This window comes from Ampullimonas aquatilis (assembly GCF_049675895.1).
GTDB classification, from domain to species: domain Bacteria; phylum Pseudomonadota; class Gammaproteobacteria; order Burkholderiales; family Burkholderiaceae_D; genus Ampullimonas; species Ampullimonas aquatilis.
In genome coordinates, this window is record NZ_CP183834.1 from 3,014,779 (window position 1) to 3,036,424 (window position 21,646).

Annotated in this window: 19 protein-coding genes; 16 read left to right on the forward strand and 3 right to left on the reverse strand. The window is 52.3% G+C overall.

Features of this window, described 5'->3' with window-relative positions:
* The first annotated feature begins 108 nt into the window (after nucleotides 1-108).
* Nucleotides 109-1,101, forward strand: coding sequence for a pyridoxamine 5'-phosphate oxidase family protein (locus tag ACMYR3_RS14035; RefSeq protein ID WP_424192556.1), 993 nt, complete (start codon nucleotides 109-111; stop codon nucleotides 1,099-1,101).
* A 475-nt stretch (nucleotides 1,102-1,576) separates the two neighbouring features.
* Nucleotides 1,577-2,101, forward strand: coding sequence for a DUF1097 domain-containing protein (locus ACMYR3_RS14040; protein WP_424192557.1), 525 nt, complete (start codon nucleotides 1,577-1,579; stop codon nucleotides 2,099-2,101).
* 97 nt (nucleotides 2,102-2,198) lie between these two features.
* Here ACMYR3_RS14040 and ACMYR3_RS14045 read toward each other — a convergent pair whose 3' ends face one another.
* Nucleotides 2,199-2,984, reverse strand: a complete 786-nt coding sequence (locus ACMYR3_RS14045; protein WP_424192558.1) for a 5'-methylthioadenosine/adenosylhomocysteine nucleosidase — start codon at nucleotides 2,982-2,984, stop codon at nucleotides 2,199-2,201.
* On the opposite strand from ACMYR3_RS14045, the gene ACMYR3_RS14050 reads away from it, so the two are divergent.
* The 7 genes from ACMYR3_RS14050 (at nucleotide 2,983) to ACMYR3_RS14080 (ending at nucleotide 9,771) form a co-directional block, all read left to right on the forward strand.
* Nucleotides 2,983-3,171, forward strand: a complete 189-nt coding sequence (locus ACMYR3_RS14050) for a hypothetical protein (protein ID WP_424192559.1) — start codon at nucleotides 2,983-2,985, stop codon at nucleotides 3,169-3,171. The two genes, ACMYR3_RS14045 and ACMYR3_RS14050, sit on opposite strands and share 2 nt — an antisense overlap.
* A 347-nt stretch (nucleotides 3,172-3,518) precedes the next feature.
* On the forward strand, nucleotides 3,519-4,148 hold the full coding sequence (locus ACMYR3_RS14055; protein ID WP_424192560.1) for a glutathione S-transferase family protein: 630 nt from the start codon (nucleotides 3,519-3,521) through the stop codon (nucleotides 4,146-4,148).
* Nucleotides 4,149-4,288: 140 nt separating this feature from the next.
* Nucleotides 4,289-4,474 (forward strand): CsbD family protein, encoded by a 186-nt coding sequence (locus ACMYR3_RS14060; protein ID WP_424192561.1) that lies wholly within the window; start codon nucleotides 4,289-4,291, stop codon nucleotides 4,472-4,474.
* Nucleotides 4,475-4,838: 364 nt separating this feature from the next.
* A complete protein-coding gene (locus ACMYR3_RS14065; RefSeq protein WP_424192562.1) occupies nucleotides 4,839-5,330 on the forward strand; it encodes a MarR family winged helix-turn-helix transcriptional regulator in 492 nt (163 codons plus the stop codon).
* A gap of 27 nt (nucleotides 5,331-5,357) precedes the next feature.
* Nucleotides 5,358-6,806: an efflux transporter outer membrane subunit gene (locus ACMYR3_RS14070; protein ID WP_424192563.1), complete on the forward strand. Its 1,449-nt coding sequence runs from the start codon at nucleotides 5,358-5,360 to the stop codon at nucleotides 6,804-6,806.
* A 20-nt stretch (nucleotides 6,807-6,826) separates the two neighbouring features.
* A complete protein-coding gene (locus ACMYR3_RS14075) occupies nucleotides 6,827-8,134 on the forward strand; it encodes an HlyD family efflux transporter periplasmic adaptor subunit (protein WP_424192564.1) in 1,308 nt (435 codons plus the stop codon).
* Nucleotides 8,135-8,271: 137 nt separating this feature from the next.
* Nucleotides 8,272-9,771 (forward strand): DHA2 family efflux MFS transporter permease subunit, encoded by a 1,500-nt coding sequence (locus ACMYR3_RS14080; protein ID WP_424196529.1) that lies wholly within the window; start codon nucleotides 8,272-8,274, stop codon nucleotides 9,769-9,771.
* Nucleotides 9,772-9,855: 84 nt separating this feature from the next.
* Here the strand turns inward: ACMYR3_RS14080 and ACMYR3_RS14085 are convergent, their stop codons facing one another.
* The gene (locus ACMYR3_RS14085; RefSeq protein ID WP_424192565.1) at nucleotides 9,856-11,244 is read right to left on the reverse strand and encodes a peptidylprolyl isomerase; all 1,389 of its coding nucleotides are present in this window, start codon (nucleotides 11,242-11,244) and stop codon (nucleotides 9,856-9,858) included.
* Between the two features lie 22 nt (nucleotides 11,245-11,266).
* Nucleotides 11,267-13,588: an LPS-assembly protein LptD gene (locus ACMYR3_RS14090; RefSeq protein WP_424192566.1), complete on the reverse strand. Its 2,322-nt coding sequence runs from the start codon at nucleotides 13,586-13,588 to the stop codon at nucleotides 11,267-11,269.
* A 191-nt stretch (nucleotides 13,589-13,779) separates the two neighbouring features.
* On the opposite strand from ACMYR3_RS14090, the gene ACMYR3_RS14095 reads away from it, so the two are divergent.
* The 7 genes from ACMYR3_RS14095 (at nucleotide 13,780) to purH (ending at nucleotide 21,646) form a co-directional block, all read left to right on the forward strand.
* Nucleotides 13,780-14,832 carry an aminoglycoside phosphotransferase family protein gene (locus tag ACMYR3_RS14095; protein ID WP_424192567.1) on the forward strand — a complete coding sequence of 351 codons (1,053 nt, stop codon included), beginning with the start codon at nucleotides 13,780-13,782 and terminating at the stop codon, nucleotides 14,830-14,832.
* An 81-nt stretch (nucleotides 14,833-14,913) separates the two neighbouring features.
* Nucleotides 14,914-15,594, forward strand: coding sequence for an N-acetylmuramate alpha-1-phosphate uridylyltransferase MurU (gene murU / locus ACMYR3_RS14100; protein ID WP_424192568.1), 681 nt, complete (start codon nucleotides 14,914-14,916; stop codon nucleotides 15,592-15,594).
* Between the two features lie 354 nt (nucleotides 15,595-15,948).
* Nucleotides 15,949-17,295, forward strand: a complete 1,347-nt coding sequence (locus tag ACMYR3_RS14105; RefSeq protein WP_424192569.1) for an aminopeptidase P N-terminal domain-containing protein — start codon at nucleotides 15,949-15,951, stop codon at nucleotides 17,293-17,295.
* Entirely contained in the window at nucleotides 17,292-18,491 is a 1,200-nt protein-coding gene (locus ACMYR3_RS14110) for an FAD-dependent monooxygenase (protein ID WP_424192570.1), read from the forward strand. Before ACMYR3_RS14105 ends, ACMYR3_RS14110 begins: the two co-directional genes overlap by 4 nt.
* A gap of 155 nt (nucleotides 18,492-18,646) precedes the next feature.
* A complete protein-coding gene (gene dusB / locus ACMYR3_RS14115; RefSeq protein ID WP_424196531.1) occupies nucleotides 18,647-19,675 on the forward strand; it encodes a tRNA dihydrouridine synthase DusB in 1,029 nt (342 codons plus the stop codon).
* Nucleotides 19,672-19,905, forward strand: coding sequence for a Fis family transcriptional regulator (locus ACMYR3_RS14120; RefSeq protein WP_424192571.1), 234 nt, complete (start codon nucleotides 19,672-19,674; stop codon nucleotides 19,903-19,905). The genes dusB and ACMYR3_RS14120 overlap by 4 nt, the downstream gene beginning before the upstream one ends.
* Before the next feature lie 178 nt (nucleotides 19,906-20,083).
* Entirely contained in the window at nucleotides 20,084-21,646 is a 1,563-nt protein-coding gene (gene purH / locus ACMYR3_RS14125) for a bifunctional phosphoribosylaminoimidazolecarboxamide formyltransferase/IMP cyclohydrolase (protein ID WP_424192572.1), read from the forward strand.

The window sequence follows — 21,646 nt, forward strand, 5'->3', positions numbered from 1 at the left end:
GCAAACCAGCTGACCATGCATTCATCAAACTGAGTACCGGCGTCAGTGTTTGCTTTTGTGGTGAGCCACATTAAATTGAATTTTTAAAATTGCTCGATTGAGGTCGTCATGTCGTCGATACCCGGCTGGTCATACGAAGAATCGCCTTTTCATGCAGGCGAACAGAGTATTCAATACCGCCTGGGCCTGCGCGACAAAATTGAAGATTTGGGTAGACGCATCATTCGCAATCAGATGCCGGAGCAACATCAGGCTTTTCTTCGGCAACTGCCTTTTTTAATTGTCGGGACACAGGATAGCGATGGCCAACCCTGGGCCTCTATCCTCACCAACCCGGCTGGCTTTGCCAATGCGCTGGACGAACAACATTTGCGCATCAATGCTCTGCCCAACCAGTATGATCCGCTGCTTGCCAATTTGCATGTGGGTGCCGCAATTGGCCTGTTAGGCATTGAGCCGCCGACCCGACGTCGGAATCGTTTAAATGGCATGGTCAGTTTTATCGATGACACAGGATTTACGGTAGCCGTACAACGCAGCTTTGGCAACTGCCCCAAATATATTCAGGCACGGGTTCCTACGCTGATTGAAACCAGTGTGTTTGATCAGGCCCGTGTGCGCAGCATTGAAAGCAGCAAACTGGACAGTGCTTTGCAGCAGATGATTCGCGCTACGGATACCTTTTATATCGCCAGCAGCTTTAACGACACCGTTGCCAGCGCCAGCAGTTGCCCGCACGGTGTGGATGTATCGCACCGCGGTGGCAAGCCCGGGTTTGTACGGGTGGATGATGCCAGTACCTTGACGGTGCCCGATTACGCCGGCAACAATTACTTCAACACTTTGGGTAATCTGCTGATTCAACCCAAGGCAGGATTGTTATTGATTGATTTTTCGGAAGGTGATTTGCTTTATATTGCAGCACGTGCCGAGATCATCTGGGAAGGTGCAGAAGTGAAGCAATATGAAGGCGCACAACGATTGCTTCGCCTGCACGTCACGAGCACACAGCTAGTCAAAAGAGTATTGCCCTTACGTTGGAGTGAAGCAGAGCTATCACCTTTTCTCGAACCCATGGGAAGCTGGGCCAACCAGACTTAAGCGGTATTAGACAAGCGTACATCTTTCATCTTTTGCAACAGTTGCCCCCTGCAAATCTACTTATAGGTAGATTGTTTTTTTGCAAGGCACTCGTCCGAATTCATCCCTAAACCTGCAATCTTCCGCATGTCAGCATATGCCAGACTCAACACCCGGTCATTCTTAGGCTGACCAAATAAGGGTGGCTTGGTCGTTTCTTCATGTAAATGATTAAGAATTTAAGTTTCAAATATCCTTCTCTGTGCTGCACCGCGATATTGAAAAATGAAATATTCGGCATGCATCTTGCCCCACTTTCATTCAGAGCGATGCAATCGATAGGAGTGTCCTGAAACAGAACACGCCGTTTGTGTTATCAGAATGGGCTTATCCGTCCCGTCTTCATGATCCCGTCTTGCGCTATCCGCCAAGTGTTGGATTGGCATTGCTCTAGCAGGCGCAATTGACTCAAAAAATAATTTAATCACAGGAGATCATGTTGAAAACTTTAAATGCACTCGCAATCAGCATCTCGGTATTAGGTGCTTTGGCCACCTTTCTGGCCTTGGGCCCTTTAAGTGGCGTGTTTCTCATTTGGGCAGCGTTTGTCGCATGGGGCGCTTTCTTTGCGCTGGGCGGTAATGGCGACGCACTGCAAAAAGTGGTGATCTGCGGCATCTTTGGTGCCTTTGTGGCCTGGTTGGTGGCGGTTGTCATCTTATCCGTGCCACTCGCGGCACAACTCGGTTTGCCACTCTGGGCAGCGATTGCGGTTGGTGTGGGGATCATTGTGGTGGTACTTGGTGCCAACATCCCGGCCCTGGCGACGATTCCGGCTACCGTGTTTGGCTTTGCGGCATCGTTTGCATACTTATTGCAGACACCCGATGTTTTAAAACTGGAAGTACTGCTTTCCCCAAGCTTGAAAAATTCGCTGGTAATTATTTCTATCTCTTTGATTGTTGGCGCCGTGTTTGGTTTGCTATCGGCACGTTGGGGTGCGGCCATGACCAAAGATTAAAATCTGATCATGACGAACAGCACTTCAAGCTCATAAAAAAACCGGACGATTGTCCGGTTTTTTTATATGATGATCTTGCTATGCGAAACTGCTGGCATCACTCATTTTCCTGCTTGCCAGCGTCTACCCGTGCATTGAGAACCCATTCACGCAAGATGCCGGCGGAATACACACTGGCCACCTCATCAATAAAACGCGGAAAATCAATCACCGCATCATCATCGGCGCTATCGGAAATCGTGCGCATCACTGCAAACGGCACCTGATAGGCGGCACACACTTGCGCTACCGCCGCCCCTTCCATTTCAACACACAGCACACTGGGCAGCACCTGCTGCAATTCCAGGCGGGCCAGATGGCTGGCAATGAATTGGTCACCGCTGGCAATCGCTCCCCAATGCACTTGTGGATGATGCAGGCCAAACTGTTCACGCGTGACCAAATTGATGATACCCGGCAAGCGCACATCAACAAATTGCTGCGCACTGGCATCGAGTTCTTTGGCGAGTTGCTCATCGGTGGCAAACCATTGCTTGCCGGTCATCGGCACCTCAAAGCGTGGAAACAAAGGCTCGGCATTCATATCATGCTGAATCAGCTCACTGGCAATCACCACATCGCCCACCCGCAAACCGTCGGCCAGACCACCCGCCACGCCAGTAAAGATGATGCGTGACGGCGCATAGACATGAATCAGCGCCGTCACGGTGGAAGCCGCTGCCACCTTACCAATACCAGACAGCACCGCCACACAAGGCTCACCATGCAAACTGCCGACATAAAAGCGACGTCCACCATGCTCTTCGATATGCGCATTGGCATGCAGGGCGGTAAGCACCGCATCAAGTTCTTCTTTCAGCGCAGCAATGAGGGCAATCGTCATGATTTCAATATTGAAAATTAAACAAGGTGAAAAATACATTGGGCAATCCGGCCAGGTACGCAGATTGGCAATCGAAATTAGCAATCCAATTGCAGCACCCGCATTCAATGAGGTTGGCCAATCTCTTCTTGCCAACTATCCAATGGCGTTTGTGCGACGTGTTACTTATCTTATTGTCGGATTGTAGGCGCTCATTACATCGCAATGGCTCAATCTGCCGGTTTTTTCAGTTTCGGCTGAGTCCGCCAGCATTTGCCACGATCACCATGAGCACATTGTATTTTTGATTTTTTAAAGGAGTATATGAATAAATAAGCTTATATAGTGCTTGAATACTATATCAATTTTTTTACTGGTATAGAGTATATGAATCAATTAATTCCAGCACCGCCTCGTCATTGAATAGCCAAACCATTCAACTACAATCCAGTGCAAACCCAATACAAGACATGACACAAGGTATTTCTGCCATTCATTGTTTGGCATGTCACCACGTTTTTGGTGCTGGACGAAATCATTTTTTAAGGAATCGCCATGTCGCAACTGACTTTCTATCATGCCCCCAATAGTCGCTCGACAGGCGTGCTGCTGTTACTCGAAGAGTTAGGGGCCAGCTATGCGCTGCATCTGCTCAACCTAAACACCCAGAGCAATCGCCAGCCAGACTATCTGGCTATCAACCCGCTCGGTAAAGTGCCGGCCATTGTGCACAATGGGGCGCTGGTGACAGAGCAACCCGCGGTTTATCTTTATCTTGCCGATCTGTATCCCGCAGCAGGCTTGACGCCAGCAATCGGTGACCCCTTGCGTGGCCCTTATTTGCGCTGGATGGTGTTGTATGGTGCCAGCTTTGAACCTGCCATCATCGACCACGCCTTCAAGCGCGAGCCCGCAGCACCCTCCAAATCGCCTTATGGCACTTACGAAGAGATACTCAATCTGCTGGATGCTCAACTCAGTCAAGGCCCTTATCTGTTGGGTGAACGATTTACTGCCGCCGATGTGCTGTGGGGCATGGCGCTCAACTGGACGACCGGATTTGGTGTGGTGCCCAAGAGCGCACCGATCAGTGCCTACCTGGAACGCTTTAACGCTCGCCCCGCTGTGGCACGCATCAAGGCGCGTGATGCCGAGCTGGCCGCGGCACAAAAGCCCGCTAACTGACAACATAATGGCCATATAAGCGGATCACCTCGCCACTGTAGTCAAAATCCTATAACAAAACCGGCACAGCATGACAGTGATCCAGCACCCTATTTGTTACCTTGGTACAGGCCATCTGGCATCACTCACAGGAGCAAACCATGAACAAGGATCAAGTCAAGGGTCGTGTTGAAGCAGTCAAAGGTAAAGTTACCGAAGCTGTTGGTAAGGTAACTGGCAACAAGTCTACTGAAATCAAAGGCAAAGCTGAGCAGGCCGCCGGAAAATCACAGGCAGCCTATGGCGATGCCAAAGAAAAAGTCAAAGATCAAATCGATAAAATTTGACAGCTGTGTATAGGTAGCAACTTCAGTGACAACCGCAATAACAACCGCCGTCACAAGCTACCTGACCGGATGAGATTGAGTGATTACCTTCTTTAGTCTGGGCCATATTGGCGCCATGATAGGACAACGACAAGGTAATGACACCCGCCCCATTCAGCAAAAATGTATTGCCTAACCCATCAACATCATGGTCATGATCTATTCATGGCCATTTTTCATTAACCATCACCATGGTGATACCAACTATATCGCCAACCATGGCGATCCGTTTTAAACGGTTTGTAAAATGACAAAAAATTTACTGCCTTGACAGTAATTGCAATAGCAGCTACATTACTGCATAGGCAGCTAATTTTCAAAAATCATGGCAAACAAAAAATCGACAACACGTTTTTACGATGGCAAAACCTATCAGGTCGATGAAAGCATCGCGTTTCTGATGCGACAAGTCATCGACGGTATGGGCAGTCTGGTGGATGAGCACATGATCACGCACGATCTGACCAATGCGCAGTGGAAACCCTTGCTCATGATTCGTCAACGTAACTGTAAAACGGCAGCCGAGCTGGCGCGCGTTTCTTGCGCGGATACCGGCGCCATCACCCGCATGCTGGATCGGATTGAAGCCAAGGGTCTGGTCAAGCGTACCCGCTCATCCGAAGATCGTCGCATCGTCAATCTCGAACTGACCGAAGATGGCGAAAAAGCTGCCGAGATAGTCCCTTACGTAGTCTCTGACGTACTCAACAATGTGCTGGAAGGCTTCAGCAAAACCGAAGTCAATGATTTAAAAGCCCTGTTACGGCGGATGCTGGCCAATGTACAAACCCTGCGTGCATCAGGCAGCCAGGAATAATCCTCAGATCACTCGATCCCAATCATCATGAAAACTCGCTCACGCCCACATTCATTGCTTCCAGCCATCGGCCTGACCCTGCTACTTGCAGGCTGCGCCAGTTACAGCGGCATTGCACCGGTTGCTCAATTACAAACACCGCAGCAGCTTGGTGCCAGCCAGCAAGATGGCACCGACTGGCCAGCGCAAGACTGGTGGCAACAATTTGACGACCCAATACTCACGCAACTGATTGACAAGGCACTGAGCGGTAACCCCAACCTCAAACTGGCTGAAACCCGGATCAGCAAAGCCGGTGCCGCGGCTGGTTTGGCGCAAAGCAGTTTGGGACTGCAAGTCAGTGGTGATCTCAGTACAGAACGACAACGCTTCAGCGAACATGGTATTTACCCACCACCGTTGGGTGGTAACGTCTATACACTCAATAATGCCAGTCTAGGCGCTAGTTGGGAATTTGATTATTTTGGTCGCAACCAGGCAGCGTTGAATGCAGCCATCGGCAATGTCAGAGCAGCCAAGGCTGATGCGCAGGCAGCCCGCGAGTTGCTGGCAAGCAACGTGGCACGCAGCTACTTTGCATTGGCACGCCTGTTCGAACAAAAAACCATTGCCCAGGCTTCGCTACAACAGCGTCAGGCAATACGCGAGCTGGTGGTGAGTCGGGTTAAAGCAGGTCTGGATACCAATGTTGAACGACGTCAGGCCGAAGGCAGTGTGCCCGAAATTGAACGTGACATCGCCGCCCTGGATGAACAGATTTCACTCACCCGCAATGCCTTGGCCGCCTTGTTGGGAGATGGACCACAAAGTACAGCAACCCTCTCACCCAGATTGGCCAAACCCCTTGCCACAAATAGCAACACAACCATTCCGGCTGATCTGTTAGGCCGTCGCGCCGACATCAGTGCGGCACGCTGGCGCGTTGAGGCAGCCACACAAGGAATTGCCGAAGCCAAAGCAGCGTTTTATCCCAATATCAATCTGAAGGCCTTTGTCGGCCTCAACAGTCTTGGCTTTCCTGACTGGATTGAAGCAGGTAGCCGCGAGTATGGTGCCGGTGCTGCCCTGCACTTGCCCATTTTTGATGCAGGTCGATTACGGGCTGGCCTGCGTGGCCGCACTGCCGATGTGGACGCTGCGATTGAAAGCTACAACATGACCTTAAACGAGGCGATCCATGATGTGGCCGACCAGCTTGGCTCCTTGCAATCGCTGGCCATACAAAATCAGCAGCAACAATTGGCAAGCCAGGCTGCCGAACAAGCCTATGACCTTGCACAGCAACGTTTTCGTGCTGGCCTGAGTACTTACCTGACTGTACTGAGCGCCCAGACCAATGTGCTGGCACAGCAACGCAACCAAACCGATCTGCAAGCCCGTCTGCTCGATACCAGAATCCGCCTGATTCACGCCCTGGGTGGCGGTTTTAACGAAGCACCGACAGCCGCACTTGTCGGCATTGCAAATTCCCATTGAATATTCAGCAGGAAATCATCATGGAACCCAACAATAATCAAAGCACCACTACTCACCCTTCGATTAGCCCTGACCAGCGCAAGCGTCAACGCTGGCTGATTGGCCTGACCATCCTGTTTCTCCTCGCTGGCGCAGCCTGGGCAGCACATTGGGCACTAGTCAGCCGCTACTTGATTGATACCGATGACGCTTATGTGCAGGGCAATGTGGTGCAAATCACCTCGCAAGTCGCTGGCACCGTATTGAATATTCAGGCCGATGACACCGACTTTGTACAAGCTGGCCAACCCTTGGTCAGGCTGGATCAGGCCGATGCCAAAGTCGCGCTCGAACAGGCCGAAGCACAGCTCGCACAAACCGTGCGTGAGGTACGCACGACCTACACCAACAACGGCACCTTGTCTGCCAATATTGCCCTGCGTGAAGCCGAAATCAGCAAGGCAAAAAGTACCGTGCAGCGCGCTGAAGACGATGTCAAACGGCGTCAACCATTGATTGCCAGCGGTGCCGTATCCAATGAAGAAATGCAGCACGCCAATACCACACTGACCGATGCCCGTGCTGCCTATACCGCCGCTCAGGCCGCCTTGACGAGTGCCAAAGAACAACTTGCCAGCAATCGCGTCTTGACCGATGGCACCGATGTCGAGAACCATCCCAATGTACAACGCGCGGCTGCCAAAGTACGGGAAGCCTATCTGGCACTCAACCGCAATGAGATCGTGGCACCCGTCACCGGCTATGTGGCCAAGCGCAGTGTGCAGCTAGGTCAGCGAATCACCGCCGGTGTGCCCTTGATGGCCTTGATTCCACTTGATCAGGTATGGGTGGATGCCAACTTCAAGGAATCTCAATTGCGGGAAATGCGCATTGGTCAGGCTGTCACTCTCAATGCCGATATGTACGGCAAAAAAATTGACTACCAGGGTAAATTGATTGGCCTTGGCGCGGGAACCGGTTCAGCCTTTTCATTACTGCCCGCACAAAATGCCACGGGTAACTGGATCAAGGTCGTGCAAAGAGTACCAGTACGAATTGCGCTGGATTCGCAACAACTCAAGGATCACCCTTTGCGCGTTGGCCTGTCCATGCTGGTGACGGTGGATGTGCATGATCAGTCCGGCAAGTCACTCGCTGACGCACCGCGTGAACATGCCGCTGTAGAGACCACGGTGTTTGATAAGCTGAGCCATGATGCCGATGATGCGGTCAAGCAAATCATCAACAATAATCTGGGCCGCAAAACCGCCCTGCCATCCAATCAGAGCCTGCATGACCCAGTGGCCGACAAGTCTTTGGTGCCGGTTGCCCTCAATCATCGCTCCTAGTCAATATGGCCACGCTCACCTCTGATTCAACCGGCGACAACGTCAATCCCAAGCCGGTCGATACCCCAGCCAACGTCGCACCAGCCGCCGCTGGCAGACCGGCGGCTCCACCGCCCTTGCAAGGCTCACAGCTGGTCATGGGCACCATTGCGCTGTCACTAGCCACCTTCATGAATGTGCTGGACTCGTCGATTGCCAATGTGTCCATCCCGGCGATTGCCGGTGACTTTGGCGTCAGCCCCAATCAAGGCACCTGGGTGATCACCAGCTTTGCGGTGGCCAATGCGATTGCCGTACCGCTGACGGGTTGGATGACGCAACGCTTTGGTATGGTCAAACTGTTTACCAGCAGCGTCCTGTTATTTGTGCTGGCCTCCTGGTTATGCGGACTCGCGCCCAATATCGGTGTACTCATTGCCCTGCGCGTTTTGCAAGGGCTGGTAGCCGGGCCGATGATCCCCCTGTCACAAACCCTGCTCCTGCAAAGCTATCCCAAGGAAAAGGCCGGGATGGCGCTCGCCATGTGGTCGATGACCACGCTGGTGGCACCTGTGATGGGGCCATTGTTAGGCGGCTGGATTACCGACAATATGTCGTGGCCCTGGATTTTTTATATCAACATCCCGATTGGACTCGGTGCCGCCGCAGTCACCTGGAATATCTATCGGGTACGCGAGTCGGCCAGCCGTAAATTGCCCATTGATGGAATTGGCTTAAGCCTCTTGGTCTTGTGGGTCGGTGCCCTGCAGATCATGCTCGACAAAGGCAAGGAGCTGGACTGGTTTAACTCCAGCCAGATTGTGATACTCGGCGTGACGGCATTCATTGGTTTTGCGTTTTTCATCGTCTGGGAACTGACTGAAAAACATCCGATTGTTGATCTGACCTTGTTCAAGCGTCGCAACTTCTGGACTGGCACGTTGGCGCTGTCGCTCGGCTATGGCACCTTCTTTGGCAATGTGGTGCTGTTACCGCTGTGGCTGCAACAATACATGGGCTATACCGCCACCCTGGCTGGTATTGTGCTGGCACCGGTTGGTCTGCTGGCCATTGTGTTATCACCCATTGTCGGCAAGAAAGTCGGCACGAGCGATCCACGTCTGCTCGCCAGCGTTGCCTTTATTTTCTTTGGCATTGTGTTGTGGATGCGCTCACACTTCAACACCCAGGCCGATTTGTCGACGTTGATGATCCCCACGGTGATACAAGGTGTCGCCATGGCATTCTTTTTCATACCATTGGTCTCGCTGACGCTGTCGGGCATTGCGCCAGAAAAGATTCCCTCTGCTTCGGGGCTCTCCAATTTTGCCCGGATTACCGCGGGCGCTTTTGGCACCTCCATCGCCACCACCATCTGGGATGATCGTGCCACCCTGCATCATGCTCAACTGGTCGAGTCCATCAACAATGGCAACAATAATGCCACGCAGGCTTTGGCCAATATGGCGGCAAGCGGTTTATCGCCTGAACAAAGTCTGGCACAACTCAATCGCATCATTGACCAGCAGGCATTCATGCTGAGCGCCAATGATGTGTTTCGCATATCAGCCTGGATTTTCATTTTGCTGATTGCCGTTGTCTGGCTGGCGCGGCCGGTTAAACAGGCCAAGCCAGTGGATACTGGCGGTGCCCATTAAATTTTAAATATTGGCTGATCAATCATCCAAAACGACATCGCCCGCAATAGCGGGCGATGTCGTCTATGATTAGAAATCAAATGATCAGGATTTGCCTTCTGGCTCCTTGATTTCCACATAAGCGCGATCACGCAGCTGACGCAACCATTCCTGATATTCATCACCCAGCTTGCGTTCACGAATGGCCTGACGTGCCATGATGCGCTGCCGCTCGTTGCTGACCGCTTCTTTCTTGCGCTCCAGCACCTGAATCAGGTGAAAGCCAAACTGGCTTTGGATCGGTTCACTGATCTGGCCTTCGCTCAGCGCATCCATGGCGTGCTCAAACTCGGGTACCGTCTCACCAGGATGCAACCAGCCCAGATCACCACCTTTGGTGGCCGAACCATCCTGTGAAACCTGCTTGGCCAGATCTTCAAACTTGGCTGCCTTGTTATCCAGACGCTCCTTGATTTCAACCAGACGACGCCGTGCTTCGCTCTCGGTAGTGAGCTGATTCACCTTGATCAGGATATGACGTGCATGGGTAGTAGTCACATCATCCAGCGCAGCCTGTGCCTCGGCGGTACCAGTACGTTTATCAATCAACTTGATAATATGAAAGCCCACTGGACTTTTCACAATCTTGGCAACCTGACCAGGCTTGAGTGGTTGAATCGCCTCCACAAATAATTGTGGCAAACGATCCAGCGGCCGGTAATCGAGCTCACCACCCTTGAGTGCTTCAGGCGCATCGGAATAGGTCGCCGAAGCCTTGGCAAAATCACCACCCGAACGAATTTCACGCATGGCCTGTTCGGCACGCAAACGCTGCTTTTCAATCATTTCCGGCGTGGCACCTTCGGGAATGCGCACCAGAATTTGCGCGAGCTTGTATTCTTCTGCGCCTTCTTTCGCTGCCACGCCCTGCTCGGCTAAAAAGTTGTCGACTTCACCATCACTGACCTGCACACGACTGTCAACTTCACGCTCACGCAGGCGCGCCAGCGTAATCTCATCGCGGATGTCTTCACGAAAACGGGCAAAACTCACGCCTTCTTTTTCAATCGCATCGCGAAAGCTTTGCGTATTCATTTTGTTTTGCTCGGCAATCCGCGCAATCGCACGATCCAGCTGCACATCATCAATACGGATACCGTTTTCCTTGGCCAGTTGCATCTGGGCACGATCGACAATCATGCGCTCCAGCACCTGCCCGCGCATTTCCTCACGGCTCGGCAAAGGCGTGTTATTACGTTTGAGCTGTTTTTCGACCGCGACAATGCGATCATTGAGTTCGTTTTGTGTGATCACATCATTATTGACCACGGCCACAATCGCATCCAGACTTTGCGGCTGCGTGGAACGGGCCACACTGGCGTCGGATAACTTGCTGCTGAGCTTGCCGTCCGGCTTGGCACCCTGAGCAGATACTGATCCGGTGTATAAAAAACAGCCCAATATAATTGCACCTAAGCAGGTATATTTATACATATACTCCTTGGAAATCGGGTTTTTATTCATAATCCTGGAACCTTGATGGGGTGTCTGTTTTTTCATTGATAAGGGAATAACCGGGAATCTGACGACGCAGTACATTGATCGGATTGGAGCCGATGCGCGACAGACCGGAAAGCTCAAGCTGCCAAAACACGGCCGTCACCGCATCTTGCGTGGTGGTGCGGTAGCGTTGTAACACAAGTCGCCCGACCCAGCACGAACCATCATACTCCAGCCCGGCAATCGATTCGACCACCTGGGTATCACGCAGCGAGTAGTTGACCCGACCAACGCCATACCAATGCTGTGACAATGGCCACTGGAAAGAAGTTTCGACCTGCTCGATCGAATCCCGCGTATAGCGATAGTTGAAATTGAGCACCTGCTTGGGCCCTGGCTGCCAATGCACGCCCGAATACGAACGAATCACCCGTCCAATACTATTGTTGTATTGCACGGTGCTATCGGCAATTAACGTTGGCGCAATCGTGCCCGCAGCGGACAACAGCAAATCCGATTTGTTATCGGTGTTGACGGTGTTATTGAGCGAGACCCGTTGCGGCGTAAAGTAAAAACGTTCGGCAATCGATAAACGCAGTTTTTCAATACCGCTGGCGTTATCGATATAGCGGGTACTCAGGGCGGCTGTCACCTGGTTGGCATCGGCAATCCGGTCCTGTCCGACAAACTGGTTTTCCGAAAAAATCTGCGAGAAGTTGAAGTCGGCCAAGGCCGAATCAAACACCGGCAGCTTGCTCTGATCCCGATAGGGTACATACACATAATACAGGCGCGGCTCCAGCGTTTGCGTGGCGGCCTCGCCACCATAACTGCTGTCACGCTCAAAAATCAAACCACTGTCCAGACTGGCAATCGGCATGCTGCGCTGAAAATTGCTGGGTGTGCCAGCGGCCGGATTATCGAGCTGATAACTGGTCGCATGATAGGCCAGCTTGGGCGTCAAGAAATAGCCTGGGGCAAGGGTTGGATAGCTGATCGAAGGATTGATCACCGCGCGGTCACCACGCACCAGATTGCGTAACGGATTGGAAAAGCGGGTGAAATCGGCTTCGGTGGCCAGATCAAAACCACCTTGATCCTGTTGCAGATATTTGAAGTTGAACTGCGGCAAACGCTCGTACGGTGGCGTGATGGGCGCGGCCGGATCCTGCAGGGTCTGAAACTTGGTGACTCGCGCAAACGCCGACCAGTAATTTGAACCGTATGACACCATGCCTTCACGCGTCAGAATCTTTTGCGCACTGGCCGTCAGGGTGCGCGAAAAGTCACCCGCATAATTGGTATCGGACACGCCATTGATATTCCAGGAACCGAGCAGACCATAAGGCAAACGGGTGGATTGCACTGCCGCAAATGAATAGCGCTTCTGGCCAGTGATATTGTCATTGGGCAGATAATCAACCCGCACCTTGCCCTCGTAACTGGGCTCCAGATAACGGAACTCGGCACCCAGCATCAGGCCACGACGTGTCACCAGTTGCGGATAGATGGTCAGATCACGATTGGGCGCAATATTGACGTAATACGGCACCGTCAGGCCGATCCCGCTCTTGGAGTTGGTCGTCAACGTGGGTGGCAGCCAGCCGGAGCGACGTTCATCGGTCAGCGGAAACTGCATATAAGGTGCATAAAAAATCGGCACACCCTGAAAGTACACAGTGGTGGCGTGCGAGGTCGCTGTCTCACGGCCAAAATCCAGGTCCATGGTGTCGGACTTGAGATACCAGTCTGCATTGCCTGCCGTACAGGTGGTGTACGTAGAGCGCCGTACCTTGGCCAGATCGTCACCCATCAGCTCAATCTTGCTGGCCTTGCCATGACCGCCATTGGCCGAAAAAAAATAGTCCGCCGAATTCAGGTAACCCTGATTGGCATCAATCTTCAAACGCGCGTCCGGCCCTGAAAAACGGTTACCATTTTTCAGGATACGCACATTACCCTCGGCATCCACGGTATCTTTGACCACGGTATAGATGAGCTTGTCACCCTTGACCACGGTGCCTTCCTGGCGCAACTCGGCATTGCCTTCCAGCACGGCATTGTCATCCACATGACCGGTGATCTTGTCCGCACTCAGGTAGGTAGTCTTGGCACCATTATTGGCGGGCGTATCAAAGAGAGTGCTATCCATCTTCAAACCACTGCCGGCTACCTCTGCGGTCACAGGGGCAGACATGGGCGTCATGGAGGTAACGGCAGGCTCTGCCACTGTGCCGGTCTGAGCCAACCCTGTTACCCCATTCAACGCCAGCAACGCCACGATCATCGGGCGCAAGGCAAAAGTGGAAAAAGGTAAAAAATCAGCAGACAACGGCATGTCGTATCAGAATGAATGTCAGAATAAATGCAATTCGGTTTGCAACAAAAGTAAAATGCGCCAAGTAGTCAATTGACACTTTGGACACACTGATAAACGCAAAGCTTGCCATTATAAGAGCAAGTCCCCTTTTAAGACTTCGAGACTTGCATTTCCCATCAACCGAGCGACCAGCCTAAAACCATCCACTCATGAGCCCAACCAGCCCAACGCCAGCCAGCCCATCTGACCGACTTGCACTGCTCAATACCTGGCTCGCCAGTCTGCCCGCCCAACATGAACTGCAACTCGCCAGTCTGGCACCGGCTTCGGCAGATGCCAGCTTTCGCCGGTATTTCCGCATCACCACCGGCAATCCCTTGCAGCGCACGCTGGTGGTAATGGACGCGCCACCACCCCAGGAAGACTGTCATCCCTTTGTAAAGATTGCCGGTCTAATGCATCAAGCTGGCCTGCATGTACCACGCATTCTGGAACAAGACCTCAACCAGGGCTTTTTGCTGCTCACCGATCTAGGCAGCCACACTTATTTAAATGTGATGTCGCCCGACAAACCCCGTGAAGCGCATGCGCTGTTTGTGGATGCGATCGACGCGCTGATCAAATGGCAACTGGCCTCCAAACCCGGCGTATTACCTGAGTACAATGAAACCCTGCTGCAGCGCGAGCTGGATCTGTTTCCCGCCTGGTATGTGCAAAAACACCTCAAACATGTGCTGACGACCGACCAGCAACGCACCCTGGACACGATGTTCAAGCTGATCCTGTCATCCAATCTGGCACAGCCCAAAGTGTATGTGCATCGCGACTACATGCCGCGCAATCTGATGATTTCCACCCCCAATCCGGGCGTGCTGGACTTTCAGGATGCGGTGTATGGCCCCATCACCTATGACGTGGCTTCCTTATTCAAGGATGCCTTCATTTCCTGGGAAGAGGAAGAGGTGCTTGACTGGACCATCCGTTATTGGGAACGCGCCAAAAAGGCCGGCCTGCCCGTTTCTGACGACTTTGCCGAGTTTTACCGCGATTGTGAGTGGATGGGGCTGCAGCGCCATCTCAAGGTATTGGGCATTTTTGCGCGCATCAACTATCGCGATGGCAAACCCCATTATCTGAGTGACACCCCGCGCTTTGTGGCCTATGTGCGTCATGTGTCGAATCGCTATATCGCGCTAAAACCGCTGTTACGCTTGTTTGATGAGCTGGAAGGCATTGCCGTCAAGTCTGGCTATACCTTCTGATTCTGTGGCAACAGGGCACCACGTCAACCAAGTACGCGGCGCGGCTACAATAGGATTTTCAAGACTTAATCAGCATCCCTCATGAAAGCCATGATTCTGGCCGCCGGTCGCGGCGAACGCATGCGACCACTCACTGACACTTGCCCCAAACCGCTGTTGACTGTGCGCGGTAAAGCCCTGATCGTCTGGCATATTGAGGCGCTGATTGCCGCAGGCGTGACCGAACTGGTCATCAACCACGCCCATCTGGGACAACAGATCGAAAGTCGTCTGGGCAATGGCTCACAATTCGGTGCCCGGATTCATTATTCCCCTGAAATAAATGCCCTGGAAACCGCCGGTGGCATTGCAACTGCCCTGCCCTTACTGGGTGATGCGCCATTTCTGGTGGTGAATGGTGATGTGTTCTGTCCTGGCTTTAATTTTTCATTGGCCAGCCAGCAAGCTGCTGTGATGAACCAGTCAGATTTATTGGCCTGGCTTTGGCTAGTGCACAATCCAGACCATCACCCCAATGGGGACTTTGCCTTGCACGCTGAACGGGTATTGAGTGAAGGAACGCCGCAATACACTTTTTCGGGCATCGGCCTGTATCACCCGGCATTGTTTGCCCATACCCCCGCCAGACAAGCTGCTAAGCTGGCACCCTTGTTGCGTTCGGCCATGCAACAAGAACAAATCGGCGGTACTTTGTATGAAGGCGAGTGGACCGATGTCGGAACCCCGCAAAGACTGCGGGCATTGAATGAAATGGATGACTGAACCGCCAAGTGCGTCAAAGAAAGTAAAGGTCAAAAGCAGTTACCACAAAGACACAGAAGACGCGAAGAAAAACCTAGTTTGAACAGCGTCGTTTTGCCACAAGAAACACCAAGAAAAGTTTGAAATCTGTCGAATGTCCACTACATCAATCTGGGGACAGAGTAGGAACAAATAATAATGCGCTGTCCCCATGCTTGAACAGCACTGCTTATGCAAGTTTTTGCTTAGTGCTCTTTGTGTCTTTGTGGTGAAAAGCATTTGATTTTCCTTGGCGCTTTCCTTGACGCGTTTGGCGTCTTGGCAGTGAAAGTTTTTTGGTAAAAAATTGAGTAACGGTATTAAGAAGGAACTCTCATGCAATCGTATGCTGCGCGGCGCGCCAAATTGATCGAGCTTATGAATGCCCGTGGTGGCGGTGTGGCCATCATCCCAACCGCACCGGAAGTGATGCGCAATCGTGATGCTGACTATCCCTATCGACACGACAGTTATTTTTATTATTTGAGTGGCTTTACCGAACCTGAAGCAACGCTGGTGATTGTGGCCGGTGCCGCGCCCCAGACCATCTTGTTTTGTCGCGCCAAAAATGAAGAACGCGAGATCTGGGACGGCTATCGGTATGGCCCCGAAGCCGCGCGTGAAGCATTTGGTTTTGACCAGGCTTTTGCGAGCGACACCATCCATACCGAACTACCCAAGCTGCTTGCCAATCAACCAGCACTCTATTACGCACTCGGCGATCAGACTCAACTCGACAGTCAGGTACGCCAATGGCTGGGAGCAGTACGTGCGCAAAATCGCGCTGGCGTGACCGCACCAGCGGCCGCTTATGATGTGCATGCACTGCTTGATGAAATGCGCCTCTTCAAGGATGCCCATGAAGTTGACATCATGCGTCGCGCTGCGGGTATCTCGGCACAGGCGCATATCCGTGCCATGCAGGCCTCCCATGTGGGTCTGCGCGAATACCATCTGGAAGCCGAACTGCTTTATGAGTTTCGCAAACAAGGTGCCCAGGCACCGGCTTATGGCTCGATTGTGGCCACTGGTGCCAACGCCTGTGTGTTGCATTACCGCGCTGGTAATACCGAAATGAAAGACGGTGATCTCTGCCTGATTGATGCGGCCTGCGAGCTTGATGGTTACGCCTCTGACATTACCCGCACCTTCCCGGTCAATGGCAAGTTCAGCGCACCGCAACAAGCACTCTACGAACTGGTACTAGCCGCACAAGCGGCCGCACTCGATAAGGCGCGAATTGGTTATCACTGGAATGAACCACATGAAGCAGCGGTCAAAATTCTGGCACAAGGCATGTTGGATACCGGCCTGCTCGATAAGGATAAAGTGGGTACGCTCGATGATGTGATTGAAAAAGACAGCTATCGACAGTTCTACATGCATCGCACCGGCCACTGGATTGGCATGGATGTCCATGATGTCGGCGAATACCGCGATGTGCATGCCACCACCACCGACAAACCCTGGCGCCCTTTGCAAGCTGGTATGGCGCTCACTGTTGAACCCGGCATTTATGTGCGCCCTGCTGAAGGCGTGCCTGAAAAATATTGGCATATCGGCATTCGCATTGAGGATGATGTGGTCATCACCCATGGCGAGTGCGACATCCTCACCAGTGGTGTGCCAAAAACCGTCGCCGACATTGAAATTTTGATGCGTAAAAGCCAGACGCAGCAATGACAGCAACTCGCTTTCACCTTGCCATCATTGGTGCTGGCCCGGTTGGTCTGGCCTTGGCCAATCTTTTGGCGCGCAGCACCTCCCTGCGGATTGTGTTGATTGACGCGCGTGATCCCGCACAAGCGCAGCAAGACGCACGTACCCTGGCCTTGGCACATGGCAGTCGGCTGACATTGGAGCGAGCACAGGCGTGGGGACAGCAGATTACTCAGCATGCTACAGCGATTGAGCATATTCATGTATCGCAGGCAGGTGGCATTGGGCGCACACTATTGCATCATGATCGTTATGGCTTGGCCGCCTTGGGCTATGTGGTGCCCTATGGTGCGGTCGTACAAGACTTGCTCGCCGCATTACCTGCCAGTGTTGTACGCCAGTTTGGCAATAAGGTGGCTGGTGTGAATGCGCATACCGTACAACTGGCCGATGGTAGCAGCCTGGCAGCAGACATCATTGTGCAGGCCGAAGGCGGTCTCTTTACCGAGCAAAGTCATAAACCGGTACGCCGCGATTATGAGCAAAGTGCACTGGTTGGCACAGTCAAGGTGACTCGCTTTCAAGCCAATTGGGCTTATGAGCGCTTTACCAGCAAAGGACCGATTGCCCTGCTGCCGCAAGCCGATGGCTATGCCCTGGTCTGGTGTGACAAACATGACTTATGTGAAGCACGTAGCCAAAGCCTGCGCGAAGGCCACGAATCCGGTTTACTGGAAGAGTTGCAGCAAGCCTTTGGTCATCGACTAGGTCAGTTTACGCACATTGGCCTGGCAGGTTGCTTTGCATTAGGCTTGAATGCACAACGCCAGCTGGTCAATGATCATGTAGTGACAATTGGCAATGCGGCGCAAACCTTGCACCCGGTAGCAGGCCAAGGTTTGAATTTGGGCTTGCGTGATGCCTTTGTGTTGGCGGAAACTTTGCAAGCGATGTCATTGAATTTCATCCATCAGAAAACGGCGGGTGAACCTTTAGAAAACCTGTCAGCGGCAAATGTCAAACAAGCCCTGTCAGCTTTTGCCCGGCAGCGTCAGAAAGACCGTTGGTTGACCGTTGGTACGACAGATTTATTGCCCCGATTATTTGCCCTGCAACTGCCAGGCATGGCGCTGGCACGTGGTTTGGGCCTGGCGGCACTGGACTTGTTACCCCCCCTGCAAGGACTTTTGGCAAGGCAAATGTTGTACGGAAAAAGATAATTGTAAAGTTATCTTCCCTGCCCAAGTTTTAAGCATTTTTTGGGTATACAATGCTTCTCCCTTTAGCAATTCCGCTAAGCCCATTTCCGAGATGATGACCCTGTTGAAGCCTGCCTTCAATGGGATCGTATTCTCTAAAAGCCTTACCGTTCACCATGAAGATTGGTCCCTATTTGCTGAGCAATAATCTGTTTGTTGCGCCAATGGCTGGCGTAACAGACCGGCCGTTTCGCCAATTGTGCAAACGGCTCGGAGCAGCTTATGCCGTCTCAGAAATGGTGGCCTCCAATGCGCTCCTGTGGGGCAGCGTCAAAACCCAGCGGCGTGCCAATCATATTGGTGAATTTGCCCCCATTGCCGTGCAGATTGCTGGCGCTGACCCACAGATGATGGCCGATGCAGCACGTCATAATGTGGCGCATGGTGCACAGATTATCGACATCAATATGGGTTGCCCTGCCAAGAAGGTCTGCAATGTCGCGGCCGGTTCGGCACTCTTGCAGCACGAAGATTTGGTAGCGAGGATTCTGGATAGTGTGATTGCTGCAGTGAGTCCCGCAGTACCGGTCACACTCAAGATCCGCACCGGCTGGAATCACGACAATCGCAATGCCTTACGCATTGCCAGAATTGCACAGGATGCAGGCGTTGCCATGCTGACTGTGCATGGTCGTACCCGCTCCGATCTCTATCATGGCGAGGCAGAATATGACACCATTCGCGCCGTCAAACAAAGCGTGAACATGCCGATTGTTGCCAATGGTGATATTGATTCACCGCAAAAGGCATCACACGTACTGGCCTACACTGGTGCCGACGCGCTCATGATCGGGCGGGCGGCACAAGGGCGTCCCTGGCTGTTTAGAGAAATTAGTCACTATCTGGCGACGGGCAAAGAACTTGCGCCACCGCGCGTAGCTGAAATCCGCCAGATCATGCATGAACATTTATTGGAGCATCATGAATTTTATGGGGCAGTGACCGGTGTGCGAACCGCACGCAAACACATTGCCTGGTACACGCGAGGATTGCCAGGGGCCAATCTGTTTCGCCATCACATGAATACGCTGGACGACTGTCAGTCACAACTGGCTGCCGTACTGGCGTTTTTTGATGAGCAGGAACAGTTTGGAGAGCATCTACTTTATAACCATACACAACAAGAAGAGTTAATCGCAGCATGAGCAAACAAAAGATTGAAGATTGTATTAAAGCCAGCCTGGAAGATTATTTTGTCGATCTGGGTGAAGAGCAACCTCATAGCATCTACGATATGGTGATGCAAACTGTAGAGCGACCGTTACTGGAAAGCGTGATGGAACGCGCCCATCAAAACCAGTCGGTAGCCGCCGGCTTGCTGGGCATCAATCGCAATACCTTGCGCAAGAAATTGCAGATTCATGGCTTGTTGTGATCAGCTTGCCAACCATCATCACAAAGCAGTCAAGTGACATGGCGCTGCATCAATCCTGGCCATTGACTGCTGATCAGTTTTAAACATCCGTTCAATTATTTCTCTTCGACTTATTTTTCAACCTATTTTTCAATCTATAACCGCCACGTTCTGACGGCACTCTCACTTGACATCCACCATGATCAAACAAGCACTGATTTCGGTTTCAGACAAAACCGGCGTACTCGAACTGGCCCAGGCACTGGCTGCGATGGGCGTAAAAATTCTGTCTACCGGCGGTACGGCCAAGCTGCTGGCCAGTCATGGTCTGACTGTGACCGAGGTAGCAGACTACACCGGCTTTCCTGAAATGCTGGATGGTCGTGTGAAGACCCTGCATCCCAAGGTACATGGCGGCATTCTGGCGCGTCGTGACTTTCCTGAACATCAGGACGCATTGGCAACGCACGGTATTCCAACCATTGATATGGTGGTGGTCAATCTCTATCCATTTCAGCAGACTGTCGCCAAGGCCGAATGCTCACTGGAAGATGCGATTGAAAATATTGATATTGGCGGCCCTGCCATGTTGCGCTCTTCAGCAAAAAATCATAAAGATGTGATCGTCCTGTGTGATCCAAGCGATTACGCACCGGTACTGGCACAACTCAAGAGCGGTGGTGATCTGCCTTATGACACGCGCTTTGCGCTGGCTTTAAAAGTGTTTGCCCATACCGCGCAATACGATGGTTCAATTACCAATTACTTCAGCAGTCTCGGTGCTGACAAAGCCCATGCAACGCGTTCTGATTATCCCAACACCCTGAATCTGCATTTCAATAAAGTGCAGGAAATGCGCTACGGCGAAAACCCGCATCAAAGTGCTGCCTTTTATCGTGATATCAATCCGGTACCTGGCTCATTGGCCAACTATAACCAGTTGCAAGGTAAAGAGCTGTCATACAACAATATTGCCGATGCCGATGCCGCCTGGGAATGCGTGAAGACTTTTTACGAACCCGCCTGCGTCATCATCAAGCACGCCAACCCTTGCGGTGTGGCGATTGGCAACGACGCCCTGGAAGCCTATAGCAAGGCATTCAAAACTGATCCCACCTCGGCCTTTGGCGGCATCATCGCCTTTAACCGTGAGCTGGATGGCAAAGCCGCCGAAGCCATCGCCAAACAATTTGTGGAAGTCGTCATCGCCCCTTCATTCACGCATGACGCTCTGGAAATTTTTAAGACCAAACAAAATGTGCGACTGCTTGAAATTGCGCTGGCCCATCAGGTCAATCGTTTTGACTTCAAACGCGTAGGGGGCGGTTTATTGGTGCAATCCACCGATGCGCATAATCTGCTGCCAGAAGATATCAAGATTGTCAGCAAGCGCCAGCCCACCCCCCAACAATTGCAAGATCTGATGTTTGCCTGGCGCGTCGCCAAATTCGTCAAGTCCAACGCGATTGTGTTTTGCGCCAATGGCATGACCATGGGTGTCGGCGCCGGCCAGATGAGCCGGATTGACTCGGCACGCATCGCCAGCATCAAGGCCAATCATGCTGGCCTGTCACTCAAGGACACCGCAGTGGCATCGGACGCCTTCTTCCCCTTCCGTGATGGTCTGGATGTGGTGGTAGATGCGGGTGCTTCATGCGTGATTCATCCAGGTGGTTCGATGCGCGATCAGGAAGTCATTGATGCGGCCAACGAGCGCGATGTGGTGATGGTACTGACGGGTGTCCGTCATTTCCGTCATTGA

What these genes read in the sequence shown, in the direction of transcription:
- ACMYR3_RS14080 (WP_424196529.1), top strand. Translation starts at nt 8,272, where the DNA reads ATGGGCACCATTGCGCTGTCACTAGCCACCTTCATGAATGTGCTGGAC.
- ACMYR3_RS14090 (WP_424192566.1), bottom strand. Translation starts at nt 13,588, where the DNA reads ATGCCGTTGTCTGCTGATTTTTTACCTTTTTCCACTTTTGCCTTGCGC.
- ACMYR3_RS14105 (WP_424192569.1), top strand. Translation starts at nt 15,949, where the DNA reads ATGCAATCGTATGCTGCGCGGCGCGCCAAATTGATCGAGCTTATGAAT.
- purH (WP_424192572.1), top strand. Translation starts at nt 20,084, where the DNA reads ATGATCAAACAAGCACTGATTTCGGTTTCAGACAAAACCGGCGTACTC.
- ACMYR3_RS14095 (WP_424192567.1), top strand. Translation starts at nt 13,780, where the DNA reads ATGAGCCCAACCAGCCCAACGCCAGCCAGCCCATCTGACCGACTTGCA.
- ACMYR3_RS14055 (WP_424192560.1), top strand. Translation starts at nt 3,519, where the DNA reads ATGTCGCAACTGACTTTCTATCATGCCCCCAATAGTCGCTCGACAGGC.
- ACMYR3_RS14110 (WP_424192570.1), top strand. Translation starts at nt 17,292, where the DNA reads ATGACAGCAACTCGCTTTCACCTTGCCATCATTGGTGCTGGCCCGGTT.
- dusB (WP_424196531.1), top strand. Translation starts at nt 18,647, where the DNA reads ATGAAGATTGGTCCCTATTTGCTGAGCAATAATCTGTTTGTTGCGCCA.
- ACMYR3_RS14070 (WP_424192563.1), top strand. Translation starts at nt 5,358, where the DNA reads ATGAAAACTCGCTCACGCCCACATTCATTGCTTCCAGCCATCGGCCTG.
- ACMYR3_RS14035 (WP_424192556.1), top strand. Translation starts at nt 109, where the DNA reads ATGTCGTCGATACCCGGCTGGTCATACGAAGAATCGCCTTTTCATGCA.
- ACMYR3_RS14060 (WP_424192561.1), top strand. Translation starts at nt 4,289, where the DNA reads ATGAACAAGGATCAAGTCAAGGGTCGTGTTGAAGCAGTCAAAGGTAAA.
- ACMYR3_RS14040 (WP_424192557.1), top strand. Translation starts at nt 1,577, where the DNA reads ATGTTGAAAACTTTAAATGCACTCGCAATCAGCATCTCGGTATTAGGT.
- ACMYR3_RS14120 (WP_424192571.1), top strand. Translation starts at nt 19,672, where the DNA reads ATGAGCAAACAAAAGATTGAAGATTGTATTAAAGCCAGCCTGGAAGAT.
- ACMYR3_RS14075 (WP_424192564.1), top strand. Translation starts at nt 6,827, where the DNA reads ATGGAACCCAACAATAATCAAAGCACCACTACTCACCCTTCGATTAGC.
- ACMYR3_RS14045 (WP_424192558.1), bottom strand. Translation starts at nt 2,984, where the DNA reads ATGACGATTGCCCTCATTGCTGCGCTGAAAGAAGAACTTGATGCGGTG.
- murU (WP_424192568.1), top strand. Translation starts at nt 14,914, where the DNA reads ATGAAAGCCATGATTCTGGCCGCCGGTCGCGGCGAACGCATGCGACCA.
- ACMYR3_RS14065 (WP_424192562.1), top strand. Translation starts at nt 4,839, where the DNA reads ATGGCAAACAAAAAATCGACAACACGTTTTTACGATGGCAAAACCTAT.
- ACMYR3_RS14085 (WP_424192565.1), bottom strand. Translation starts at nt 11,244, where the DNA reads ATGTATAAATATACCTGCTTAGGTGCAATTATATTGGGCTGTTTTTTA.
- ACMYR3_RS14050 (WP_424192559.1), top strand. Translation starts at nt 2,983, where the DNA reads ATGATTTCAATATTGAAAATTAAACAAGGTGAAAAATACATTGGGCAA.